Origin of the sequence: Marinomonas primoryensis, from assembly GCF_013372285.1 — a bacterium.
Lineage (GTDB): Bacteria > Pseudomonadota > Gammaproteobacteria > Pseudomonadales > Marinomonadaceae > Marinomonas > Marinomonas primoryensis.
Genome location: NZ_CP054301.1, coordinates 181,700 through 194,445 on the forward strand (window position 1 = coordinate 181,700; position 12,746 = coordinate 194,445).

The 12,746-nt window shown below is 44.1% G+C and carries 10 protein-coding genes; 3 read left to right on the forward strand and 7 right to left on the reverse strand.

Translation table 11 applies throughout. The features are described 5' to 3' along the window. Window positions 1-71 precede the first annotated feature (71 nt). Together MP3633_RS00810 and MP3633_RS00815 are read right to left on the reverse strand one after the other, a co-directional pair. Window positions 72-980 carry a hypothetical protein gene (locus tag MP3633_RS00810; RefSeq protein ID WP_176334079.1) on the reverse strand — a complete coding sequence of 303 codons (909 nt, stop codon included), beginning with the start codon at window positions 978-980 and terminating at the stop codon, window positions 72-74. 542 nt (window positions 981-1,522) lie between these two features. Then, on the reverse strand, window positions 1,523-2,773 hold the full coding sequence (locus tag MP3633_RS00815; protein ID WP_176334080.1) for a DEAD/DEAH box helicase: 1,251 nt from the start codon (window positions 2,771-2,773) through the stop codon (window positions 1,523-1,525). A gap of 856 nt (window positions 2,774-3,629) precedes the next feature. Here MP3633_RS00815 and MP3633_RS00820 point away from each other — a divergent pair. Further along, window positions 3,630-4,592: a carbohydrate porin gene (locus MP3633_RS00820; RefSeq protein ID WP_176334081.1), complete on the forward strand. Its 963-nt coding sequence runs from the start codon at window positions 3,630-3,632 to the stop codon at window positions 4,590-4,592. 114 nt (window positions 4,593-4,706) lie between these two features. Here MP3633_RS00820 and gss read toward each other — a convergent pair whose 3' ends face one another. Continuing rightward, window positions 4,707-6,581: a bifunctional glutathionylspermidine amidase/synthase gene (gene gss / locus MP3633_RS00825; RefSeq protein WP_176334082.1), complete on the reverse strand. Its 1,875-nt coding sequence runs from the start codon at window positions 6,579-6,581 to the stop codon at window positions 4,707-4,709. A gap of 232 nt (window positions 6,582-6,813) precedes the next feature. Here gss and MP3633_RS00830 point away from each other — a divergent pair, with 232 nt between their 5' ends. Next, window positions 6,814-7,890: an alkene reductase gene (locus MP3633_RS00830; RefSeq protein WP_176334083.1), complete on the forward strand. Its 1,077-nt coding sequence runs from the start codon at window positions 6,814-6,816 to the stop codon at window positions 7,888-7,890. 176 nt (window positions 7,891-8,066) lie between these two features. Continuing rightward, window positions 8,067-9,224 (forward strand): methionine aminotransferase, encoded by a 1,158-nt coding sequence (locus MP3633_RS00835; protein WP_176334084.1) that lies wholly within the window; start codon window positions 8,067-8,069, stop codon window positions 9,222-9,224. Between the two features lie 92 nt (window positions 9,225-9,316). On the opposite strand, the gene MP3633_RS00840 is transcribed toward MP3633_RS00835, so the two are convergent. From MP3633_RS00840 to MP3633_RS00855, 4 genes are all read right to left on the reverse strand, one after another. Then, a complete protein-coding gene (locus tag MP3633_RS00840) occupies window positions 9,317-9,724 on the reverse strand; it encodes a GFA family protein (RefSeq protein WP_176334085.1) in 408 nt (135 codons plus the stop codon). 166 nt (window positions 9,725-9,890) lie between these two features. Further along, window positions 9,891-10,664 carry a 3-hydroxybutyrate dehydrogenase gene (locus tag MP3633_RS00845; RefSeq protein WP_176334086.1) on the reverse strand — a complete coding sequence of 258 codons (774 nt, stop codon included), beginning with the start codon at window positions 10,662-10,664 and terminating at the stop codon, window positions 9,891-9,893. A 30-nt stretch (window positions 10,665-10,694) separates the two neighbouring features. After that, entirely contained in the window at window positions 10,695-12,056 is a 1,362-nt protein-coding gene (locus MP3633_RS00850) for a TRAP transporter large permease (protein ID WP_112135730.1), read from the reverse strand. Window positions 12,057-12,072: 16 nt separating this feature from the next. Continuing rightward, window positions 12,073-12,675, reverse strand: coding sequence for a TRAP transporter small permease subunit (locus tag MP3633_RS00855; RefSeq protein ID WP_112135728.1), 603 nt, complete (start codon window positions 12,673-12,675; stop codon window positions 12,073-12,075). Window positions 12,676-12,746 lie beyond the last annotated feature (71 nt).

Consider the following 12,746-nt stretch of genomic DNA (forward strand, 5'->3'; position numbering starts at 1 on the left):
AACTACCAGAAATAGAAATTAGACTATATTTCTGGTGAGGCGAAATCATTTTTACCCTTTCATCATTAGGGCTATTCATTGAAATTACGTTTTTTATATTCATTTTTGACTAGATATTCAACCATATCATTGATTTTCATACCTTTTTCCTCTGCCAATGCATTTAGCTTTTGCTTTGTATTTAGCGTCATACTGATGCTGTAAGGCTTTTTACCACTCGATTTTTCTCGAAATTTTTTCTGACTCCATGCCTTCTTCATTTTATCAATGACGAGTGCTTTACGGTCTACGTTATCAGATAAATCGATAGTAGCAATAACCGCTGCTTTTTTTTCTGAATCGTTGCTTGGTATCCAAGCGGGTTCTAGCGGTCGTTGCGTGATGTTTTGGAGGTAAGACCAGGCCCAAGCCCATTGGGAAGGGTTATTTTCTTCGAACCAATGCGTTATGCCTTCATTTGTACGTATGTCCTGCCATTTACTTTTAAGATGATCAAGGATGTCTTGTTGTTGTTGAGCGTCCGCTTCACCATCATAAAAAGCGGTAAGAACATCGCTTTGTCTGTCTGCCGCGTTTTCTCTTTCTATAGTAAAGGCTTTTTCTGCCAGTAACAGCAGCTCGCTGTCTTTAATGACGTCTTTTTCTAGGTCGGTTTCTGTTTTCTTGGTTTTGCCTTTTAGATAACACCAAGCCCAGTTGCACAATCGTTCGTCTTTTTTATCTAGCCATCGAAAATAACTGGAAGGAAGTTGAGTGGATTTAAAAGCAGAGCGCATCTGAGTTGAAAAATTCTGAGGAGCCCGGTTTTTCTTAATGAGATTGTCTAACTCTTCATTCAGTTTATTTACGCGTTCTGTTGGCGAGTTACCACGTAAGTTTTTTAGCGAAGCGCTTCTTATATTTTTCAGTAAATAATCCACATAAAAAGCACATTCTCTTTCGGATGCGGCGTCCAGAAATTCGGCGTTGCTTTTCATCATTTCTTATTACCTTTTGGTATATAAATATTCCATTAAGCTAAAAACTACGGTGTAGAGTGTTCCGTAAATACTACGTGTATTTGTGTAAATTGACAATAATTTTACAGTTGATTTATTGATTTTATTTGAAATAAAGCTGCCGTTTTTATCGGAAAATAGGTGTTTTTCACTCTTGGTGACGATCGAGTGTGGTTTTTAAATAAAAGGTTATAAGAGGGGGTGGGTTTAGATGAAATTGATGTGTTTCCCCGTATTTTTTTCATGCCGTAGTCTGGCAGGGGCATTAAATAGAGAAATAGACTGATCGAGGGGGATAGAGTGATGAGTAAAACAGGATTGCTTTGTGTTTTTTGATAATGTGAAGCGACAGTCGGAGGGTTTTAGCAAAACCAAACGAGAAGTAGGCAAGAGTGAGATGATCAGATTCGATTGGTATTTTATGGTGTGGGGATAATAGAGGGTTGTTTAATAAGAAACGGCTACAGAAGTACTATCCGTAGCCGTGCTAAGTCTACATTCAGGGTGGTTTGGATATGAATGGTCTAACGGCGCTTTTTCTTTGGCTTTTTATCTTTTGAAGAATGTAAGCCAAGCGCTTTTGCTCTTTGTTCTTTTTTAGACGGCTCACGCTTTTTGCTAGGGCTATCTACTTTATTTAAATCAGGTTCGAATCCTGGCAACCACTGGGGAACAAATTGCTCACCGACGAGCTTTTCGATATCGGTGAGTAAATAGCGCTCTTTTTCAGAGACTAAGGAAATAGCAAGCCCCGTTGCGCCAGCGCGTCCTGTTCTGCCTATTCGATGAATGTAATCTTCTGCGTTATAAGGTAGTTCGTGATTCACTACATATAGTAGCTGTTCAATGTCGATGCCTCGTGCTGCGACATCGGTTGCCACTAGTGCTCGCACTTTGCCAGCCTTAAAGTCCGCTAAGACACGATCGCGTGCCCCTTGAGATTTATCACCGTGAATAGATTGGGTCGCTACCCCGTCTTTCTGCATTTCTTTTGCTAATTCATCTGCACCTTGTTTAGTACGAGTAAATATAAGTACTTGCTGCCAATTTTTTGAGCCAATTAAATACGATAAAAGCGCGCTTTTTCGATCTTTATCAACGGCATAAATGGTTTGCTCAACTTGAGTTGCCGTTGTATTACGATTGTCGACCTCAATGAGTTGAGGGTCTTTTAATAAGACTTTACTGAGTGCAAAAATATCGTCATTAAAGGTGGCGGAAAAGAACAACGTTTGCCGCTTATAAGGGAGGGTCTTCAGTATTCTTTGAATATCGATAATGAAGCCCATGTCGAGCATTCGGTCGGCTTCATCTAACACCAAGGTTTGCACGGCGCTTAAATCAATTAGTTTTTTCATGACCAATTCAAGCAATCGCCCCGGTGTTGCGACCAATACATCACAACCATTTCTTAGTGCATCAAGTTGTACATTAATGCTCGCACCGCCATAAACGACAACGGACTTTATGGGGAGATTCTTACTGTATTTTACAAAGCTAGCATGGACTTGTTGTGCAAGCTCACGAGTGGGCGTCAACACAAGAACCTGGATTCGAGGGGCATCATTTGTACTTTTAGCTTGTAGTATTTTGTGTAGAAGAGGCAAGGCAAACGCCGCCGTTTTCCCCGTCCCTGTTTGGGCGCCAGCCATGACATCTTTCTGTGCGAGTACGGCAGGAATGGCAGCTTGCTGAATGGGGGTGGGAATTGCATAGCCTAATTCATCTATGACATCGGTGATTTCTTTAAGAAGTCCTAAAGAGGTAAAATTCATGGGTATCTCGCTGGTTATAAAAGGCGCTGAATAATGGCGCTAGTGTAGCATTGCATAAAAGAGGTCGGCCTTATTATTTACTTTGTATGATGAAGTAAAAGGTGAAGGCTGTGCCATTGTATGGCGTAACCTATCAAAGTGACCGCTTTCGTATGGTTAAACACGATAGCCCATACAGCACGACGATTAAGGCTGAGAAAAAAGTGGGATCGATTCCCCAGTGAAGGCTAATCGGTCTGATCATGAATAAGCTGAAAGCCACGGGAAGTAAAAGTAAAAACATACGACTAATGCTAATGGTGAGTGTAAAGCCTTCCGCACAATTTCGACAAACTTGCGCTCGGCGCAGGCTTTTTTTAACGGTTGAGAACGGCAGTTTTGCTTCGCAATGAGGGCATTTCATAGGGCAGACCTAAGTTGTGGTTTATTGTCGATGCGCGACAGTCTGCATGAGTCTTTGAGATGGCACAAGTCGAGGTGTTTAAAGGGCGAGACTAAGGTGGCAATACACCTTCATTCAGAGCATGAATTATTGTGCCACTCTTTCTATCTAGCTCGGATTTACTGACATATATTTATGTAATTAAATAACCAAATAAAGAGAAGGTTGAAAATTATATTCTTATTTTTTTCTTATTGTTTTTTATCATCTAATCAGATTCGTATTTTTATTGTTATTTAACAATCAATTAAGGTGTATCGTTTTTATTTTTAGGAATTAAGTAAAAAATAAGAATAATTATCAACTGCGTTTCGTTGTAATAAAGTTACCAAAATGTATCATTGTTTTTGAAAACATATGTTTTTGACAAGCTCTATTTATTATAAAAACAACATACATTTAGGTCTGATAATCATGAAAAAATCTATTCTACATACTGCTATTATTAGCAGTATCTTGTCTGTCAGTGCTGCTCATGCCGCCCCTTCTTTTGATGCTAATTTCGAGTTAAATACCGATGCTATTTCTAAGGCGGAAGGCGATACGACGTATGACCAAAATGGTCGTGTTGAGTTGAATGCATACAGTAAACATACTGCAGGTGATAACTTCTTCGCAGGTAAAGGAACTGTTCTGCTAAATACGGATGGTGAAGCAACCGTTGACGATGCTTTTATCCAGCTGGGCAATAATGCTTGGGATGTCCAGCTTGGTCGTTTTGAAGGAGTGAATCTATTTCCGCTTGGTAAAGACACCATGGTCGAACACGTTGCTAATGTTGATGTTTATCAAGCGAATAAAGTACGTGGCCGTGCTGGTGATGATGGTGGACAAATTGCTTTCCATTTCAATGCGAGTGAAAACGTAAAATTCGAAATTGATACTATTTTTGGTGATGATGATACAGCGGGTGATGATACAGCCGCTATCTCAGGTGTTCGCCCATCTGTTACGTTTATCACGGATACTGCAACGTTCACGGCTGGTTTTGAAAGCGTTAAGTACGACTTAACGGCGGGTGGCGATGTTAGTCAATCCGGTTATGCTTTAACGGCAAATTTTGATGTTGCCGCTGCGAACGTTAATCTTTCTGCTGCTTTCATGGACGATGATAATACCGATCAGAAGGTATCTTCTTTTGCGGCAAACATGACCTATGGGAATTTTGGTTTGGGTGTGATTGGATCGAATGTTGATAACAAAACAGGCAATGATCCGTCCTTGCTAACGACGTATGTTGCTTACACAATGCCAGTATTAGACATTGAAAATGCGACAGTTACATTAGCAGGCTCCTACTCCACCGCGGATAAAGTTGCCACTGGCGCCAATGATAAAACAACCGCGGCACGTGTTCGTTTTAACTATTCGTTCTAATACATAGTTAAAGGTAAGAGCAATACCGCTGGTTATTCCCTTTTCTGGCGATATTGTTCTTTCTTTATGTGCCCTTTCTACCTTTGTCCTACATACCTATTAGGCATGTAGTTATTATTCAATAACGCGTAAGGTCATTAAGTCGCTGTCTTTGGTGATGACCAATGTTGGATCAACGCGCAAACAGCTGCCAGCATAGTGTCCAGCCACGGAAAAAGTACAGACTTGTGAGCGGTAGCCTTCAATGTCGGGCAGTTTCCAAAGTGCTTGAAAGATTTGGTCCTGATGGGAAAAACGACCCGCTGTTTCTTCCATCAAAGCGTCTTCACCATCGAATAAACTGATGTTAAAGCCACAACGGCCAGCAATAGGTTTACTCACATATCCGTTGGTTTTAAGAGAGTCGCTTAGTTCAAAAGACGATTCCAATAAATAAGGATGATCAGGGAAAAGCATCCATAAAACGGGTAAAATCGCTTTATTGCTCGGAATAAGTGTCCAAAGTGGTTCATATACCATCACGTCTTTGCGCAATAACACATCCACTAAGCGTGGTGCTGTACTGCGCGGCGTATCAGTCTGATAATCCCGTAGGCGTTGTTCATCGTCGTCACATTCAGCACGAATCTGATCTAACGCGGTTTCCCATGCCCAAGTCTTCCATACCCAGCGAATTTTGACGCCATCGGCATCGACCACATCACCCTCTTCGTCCCAACGTAAGTTGGCGACACCTTTGATCACTTTACAATTTAATCCGGCTTTTTCCATGGTGCGTTTCATGAAAAGAGCGTGATAGTTTTCTTCAAGGTCGGTGTCTTGCATGATGTGAATCACGCCTTTCACGTCGCTGTTTTTCCACGCTTCAATCAATTCGTCGATCAGTTCCGTAGCTGAACCATCTCCTTCATTGCCGCCATAATGCTTGGCCCATTTCTCTTGGATAATCCCCGCTTCCATATAGCAAGAAGCCGAGTCACAGTTGTACTCGTAAACCTTGATACCTTGTGCGGATACGCTGAAATCGAACCTTCCAGTGATCATTTGATTACGACGATTGTCCCAAGATTGATGAATCTTCGGCCATAACGCCGGTGGAATGTTAAAGCTAGATAACAGTTCATCGTTTTGTAATACGTAGTCTGTCGCGTGCATAAACAAAGCGTGCAATTCGTTCGTCGCGCGTTTCAGTTCCCGTTCAGCGGTCTCGGTCATGACCATGTATTTGTGGTCGTCTTCGACTCGGCTGGCGAGTTTGTGTCCACCCATCATATCGACAAAGGCTTCTTCCGCTGGATTGGCGATATTTAACCAAGCGCGTGTGGCTTGACCCTTGTCCGGCACATGGCGTAGTTGTAGATCGAAAAGTGTTGGATCGTCAGGCTCAATATTTTCTGCATGCTGGTCATCGTCGGTTTGAATGACCCAACCTAAAATAGAAGCGTCACCATAGGAGCAGCGTAACCAGTAGCCGCCATCGTCGCTGATTCGTGCTTCTAGTTCGCGGGAATAGTCTTGCCCTTCAGACCAAACGTGGTGACCGACGTTTTGTTCAATCAAATGCAGGCGATCCGGCATGACTTTGGTGATAATGGCGACATGGCCGGTGACTTCAAATTCGCCGCCTTCGCTCCAAATTAACAAGGAGCCAACTTCTGGATGACGCAAGGATCCATTGCGAAACGATTTCAGCGGTAAGCGGCTTTCGTCGACAATCAGTCGAGCGGACGTCAGGCGGAAAATATCGTACGCCATGGCGACGTCATCAAAGATGTAGCCTTTATTGAGATACAACCAACGACGAGCAAACTCAACACATTGCCATTTGTAACCCATGAAAACGCCGTCCACATAACTGCGGTAAGCATGACGATTGGGTAACTCGTTGTCATCGGCAGAATCATAATCAGACGAGTAAACAGGGACGTTGCCTGGCGCTATGCCTAACAAGGTGCCAAAGGGTGTTGGTTTAGTGGAATCAGATACCATCGTGGTGAAATCCCTCACGCAAAAGCGTTTAATAGGGTCAAAGAAAAGACGATAAGAACACCGTCTTGGTGCTCGCAATATAGTCCTTGCAAAGTGGGTCTGCAAGCACTGAAAAGGTTATTAATTGAGCGACTATTCAGTAAAGAAAGTGCACGAGATTGTTTTTTTGAATTACTGCCATATGTAGTGTTTATCTTTGATATCAAGATTGAAACTTATTCTGGAGTTCATAATGACTAACACAGCAACAACACTATTTAGCCCTGTTAAATTAGGCGATTTAGAACTGCCAAACCGTTTTGTAATGGCGCCATTAACGCGCACACGCGCTCCTGGGCACCTACCAAACGCTTTGATGGCAGAGTATTACTCTCAACGTGCTAGTACTGGTTTGGTAATTACTGAATGTACTATGGTAACTGAAGGCACCTCGTCTTTTGGAGATGATCCAGGCATTTATTCGCAAGAGCAAATTGAAGGCTGGAAACTAACGACAGACGCGGTTCATAAAGCCGGTGGTCGTATTTTTATGCAAATTTGGCATGGTGGTCGCGCTGCGCACCCGTTACTGAATGGCGGTAAAGACGCCGTCTCGTCAAGCGCACTTGCAATCGAAGGTGAAACGCATACGCCGGAAGGTAAAAAACCGTATACCGTGCCTCGTGAGTTGACCGTAAGTGAAATCAAAGCAATTGTGAACGATTTCCGACAAGGCGCGATCAACGCCAAAGAAGCGGGCTTTGATGGTGTAGAAATTCACGGCGCGAATGGTTACTTGATCGATCAGTTCTTACGTGACAGCGCGAACCAGCGTACAGACGAATACGGCGGCTCGTTGGAAAACCGCACACGTTTCCTATTCGAAGTGATTGAAGCCGTAACCGGTGTGTTTGGTAGCGGCCGAGTGGGGTTACGCCTTTCACCTTTGAACAGCTTCCAAAGCATGAAAGACAGCGATCCTATCGCGTGGACTCACTTCTTATCTGAGCAACTAAATCGCTTTGATTTGGCGTATGTGCATTTGATGCGCGCCGACTTCTTTGGCTTACAAAAAGCGGATGTGGTGAGTGTGGCCCGTGGTGCTTACAAAGGCCACTTAATGGTTAACATGGGTTACAGCCCTGAAGAAGCGAACCAAGTTATTGCGGATGGTCAAGCGGACAGCGTGGCATTTGGTACAGGCATCCTTGCGAATCCTGATTTCGTTGAGCGAGTTAAAGAAGGTGCAGAGTTGAACCTACCAAACTCCGACACTTTTTACACGTCAGGCGCAGAAGGGTACACAGACTACCCATTTATGACCGCGTAATCTGTCATAGAAAACCGACGGCTTAAAAACGCCAAGGCCTTTGCCTTGGCGTTTTTTTTTGTGCGTTTTGAATGGCATTCATTTGGCTGTATATTTTTCAAAAAAAAGCCCATTGACGTTTGAAGTAGAAGTCTTTTAACTTGGCGGTAATCATTTCTTTTTAAGGTAAATCTAACGTGACCATTGCTTCTCATGTTGTTTCAAAACTGCCGTCTGTCGGCACCACCATTTTTACTAGAATGTCGGCGTTAGCGGCGGAAAAAGGTGCGATCAATTTGTCGCAAGGGTTTCCCGATTTTCCGCCGGATGCGAGATTATTACAGCGCGCGTCACAAGCGTTGTTAACGGGTAACAATCAGTATTCGCCCATGACAGGGTTGCCATTATTAAGAGACACGGTGGCGGGTTTAATTGAACGTCACTATGACCGCAAGGTCAGTGCGCTGGATGAAATTACTATTACCAGCGGCGCATCAGAAGCCATTTTTGATGCCATTGCTGCGATCATCCATCAAGGCGATGAAGTGATCTTGTTCGACCCCGCTTACGATTTGTATGAACCGGCCGTGACGCTCGCAGGGGGCGTTTGTAAACGAGTGACCTTGTTTGCACCGGACTTTCGCCCAGATTGGCACGCGTTTGAAAAATTACTGACCGATCAAACGCGTTTGGTCTTGATCAACACGCCACATAACCCAACAGGCAGTTGCTGGACTCAGCAAGATTTGGATTGCTTATGGCAAGCGATAGAGAGTCGTGACATTTATGTGTTGTCCGACGAAGTGTATGAGTTTATTTATTTCGGAAAGTCTATAGTAAGCGTTCACAAACACGCTGAGCTTGCAACACGGAGTTTTGTTGTCTCATCGTTCGGGAAAAGTTTTCACCTTACTGGCTGGAAAGTCGGCTATGTCGTTGCCCCACCGGCGTTAACGGCAGAGCTTCGTAAGGTGCATCAATTTGTGACCTTCTGTACGGCAACGCCTTTGCAACAAGCCTTGGCAGAGCACCTACGTGAATTACCTGAGGAAAGTACGGCATTAGCGGCGTTTTATCAGCGAAAACGGGACGTGCTAAGAAATGCGTTGGCCGACAGCCGCTTCACCCTGTTGCCTTGTGAAGGCACGTATTTTCAATTGTTAGATTACAGCGACATTAGTGATTTGGATGATGTGGCATTTTGCGAATGGCTGATTGATGAAGTGGGCGTCGCGGCGATTCCCATTAGTGTGTTTTATCAGCATCCGCCTGAAAACCAGCGGGTTATTCGTTTGTGCTTCGCCAAAGAAGAAAGCACCTTATTAGACGCAGCACAGCGATTAAGTCAGCTTTGAGTGGTTCTCGTTTTTGATATAAAACACCCCATGACAAACGCGTTCAATAATGGCGCTCGTTTGTCATGGGTGCTGGATGGATTGAAAGTCTTTTAGCTTGGCATACCGTCGAACGCTGGAACATCGACTAAGCGCTGATCCCAGTTGCCTTTGCTGTCCATAAATATATGCGCTTGGGGTGTTATGTCGACATCTGTGTCTAAGCAGCCGGCAGGAACAACGACTAAGCCTCGTGACTTTGCATCAGTAGGTATATTTGACCCACAAACCGAGCAAAAAGTACGAGCAAAGTTTGTATCTTCTAGTCGATAAAAACTGAGTTTTTCTTCTCCGCTTAACCAGCGTAATGCAGCGCCCGGCGCGAATAAACTCGCGCAATGGGCCGAGCCTGATGTTTTTCGACAACGACTACAATGACAAAGGAAAAACTTTTTAAATTCGCCCTCTAATTCAAATTTAACCGCGCCGCACAGGCAAGATCCAGTATGAAGATGACTCATAGTGATGTATTCCTAATGACGTAAATTTTAGATTTTTATTATAGAGGGCAGGTGTAATTATTGTTAGATTTTTTGTTCTAGCGTCAATATGACACAAAAAAATGACCTTAAAGAAACATTAAGGTCATTTTTTCTGAAACGTACTTGAGGACGATGTCGTCCGTCTTTACTGAGCGGTATATCCTCCATCAATGACGATGGCTTGTCCGGTCACGCCTCTTGCTGAAGGGCTGGTGAGAAACAAACAGTAGTCCGAAATCTCATCTACTGTGAGTAAGCGCCGTTGCGGTACCAGTGGCCAAATGACTTCTTCCAGCACATGGTCGAGAGACACATTGCGCGTTTTGGCTAAGTCTTCCAGCTGATTTCTTACCAAGGGCGTGTCCACATAGCCGGGACACAGCGCATTGATGGTCACACCAAAAGGCGCCGCTTCAAGTGCTGCGACCTTCGTGAGACCAATTACGCCATGTTTGGCGGAGTTATAGCCTGCTTTCCCTGCAAAACCGATTAAACCATTAATTGACGCCATATTAATGATTCGTCCATCGCCTTTTTCTTTCATTAGCGGCAGAATTTTTTTGATCGCCAAAAAGGGCGCAATCAGCATAATGTCGATTAACCGACGGTACGTTTCTGAAGGAAATTCTTCAATGGGCGCAATATATTGAACACCAGCATTATTGATCAGAATGTCGATGTGGCCAAATTGCTCAATGGCGGAATCTATGGCGCCCATAAACTGCGTTTCGTTGGTGACATCACAGGCAAAAAAAGCACAGTGTTGATTAAATTCAGACAGCTGATTTTTAGCCTCTTCGATTGCGCTTTGACTGAAATCTAAAATAGCGACACTCATATTGGATTTGAGAAATGCATGAGCAATCTCTAACCCTATGCCACTGGCCGCTCCCGTAATTAAGACTGTTTTATTGTTCATTTTTCATTCTCCAAACTGGAAAGCAAGCGGCTAACCGTAAATTACTTCTGGTAACCAAAGGACGAGGTCTGGAAATAAGAAGACCAAAAGTACCGCCAACAACTGCAAAAGGACGAATGGAATGACGCCTTTGTATATGTGTAGCGTGGTCACGCCAGGGGGGGCGACACCTTTGAGGTAGAAAAGAGAGAAGCCGACAGGAGGCGTTAAAAAAGAGGTTTGTAGTGCCAAAGCAAACAACACTACAAACCACACCAAATTGAAATCTAATGCGACAACGACGGGTCCGACAAGCGGCAGTAGGATCAAACTGATTTCCAGCCAATCTAAGAAAAAGCCAGCGACAAAAGCGATCAAAAGGATGACCACGATGATGCCTGCGGGTGACAAGGGGATGCTTTGCAATAAATCGCTGATGAACTCATCGCCACCAAGTGTTCTTAATACCACCGCAAAGGCCGTTGCGCCTAAGAATATTCCGAATACAAAGGAGGTCGTGATCGTGGTTTTACGACAGACTTCGGCCAGCATTTTCATGTTGAAGCGTTTGTTCAAAATAGCCAATATCGTCGCGCCTAATGCCCCAACGCCAGCGGCTTCGGTTGGCGACACAATTCCCATAAAAATAGAGCCCAAAACCGAAAGAATAAGAGCGAGAGGCGGAAAAACAGCTTTTAGCGCAGACCAGATTAATCCCATGGTAACGGGAGGTAAATTCTGTGGAGGTTGGCAGACTGATGGGTTAAATATGGCGGAAAGGATGACATAGACAATGTACAAGGCGCCGAGTAATAACCCCGGAATGAGCGCCCCCATAAATAAGTTACCGACGGAGAGAGACAGTTGATCCGCCATGATGATCAACATGATGCTAGGCGGAATCAAAATCCCCAAGGTTCCCGACGAAGCAACAATACCACTGGCGAAGGAAGGTGAATATTTTTGCTCTAACATCACTGGCATAGACAACATGGCCAGCAACACCACTGACGCACCAACGATGCCCGTTGACGCCGCAAACAAGATACCGATTAAAATGACGGCCACTCCAAGCCCGCCTCGGAATCGACCAAACAAATTAACAAAGTTCACCATCAAACGTTCAGCGACACCGGAACGTTCCAGCATGAGTCCCATGAAAATAAACATAGGCAGGGCGACGAGCACCCAATTGCTCATTTGGGCATAAATCCTTTGGACGATGGTGCCGTAAATGCGCCAATCATTCATGTAATAGGTGTCCCAATCCAGATATTGAGACGTTAAAACACCAATGACACTGAAGACAATCGCCAACCCTGCGAGAATCCAAGCAACTGGAAAGCCAGAAAAAATCAATAAAATAAAACAGCCAAGCATGGCTATAACTAAGAGTTCATATGCTTCGAACACAAACTTCCCCTGAAAATTAGCCTTTTGAATGGCGGTTATGAGTAGATACGCCTCGAAGGAAAGCGACACAGCGAAGCCAGCGAGAAGTGGCCGCCATGATCAACAAAGCCAGTGCGATCAAAATGAATGACTTGAGAATCCAACGCATTGGCAGACCATCAAAAGATGGCGATACCTCGTTTAGTCGGTAAGACCGCTCAACAAAGGGAAGGGCATAGCTAAACATCACAAAACAAAAGGGCAATAATAAAAGGCTGATCCCAACGATTTCAACCCACACTCTTCGTTTCATAGGCCAATGCTCAGCCAGCGCATCGACGCGAACATGACCATCGTGAATAAAACAGTAGGACAGACCGAGCATGAAACCAACGGCGTACAAGTGCCATTGCAGTTCCTCTAACGCCACAAACGTCGTATTGAAAAAGTAGCGCATTAGGGCATTGCCCACGATTAGGAGCATTAAGGCTAACCATATCCAAGAAATGCATTGGCCCATTTTTTCAATAAAAGATTCGAGACAGTGTGACACCTTGGTATGAGGTAGCTCGGCAATATTGGAATGCGATAATTTCGCCTCGATTTCAGCTAAATTCAATTCAGTTGATGGATCGGACATGTCTTTCCCCTTTGATTCCGGATGGTTTATACACCCAGTGAAAAACGTCGGCACCATAAGGTGCCGACTCA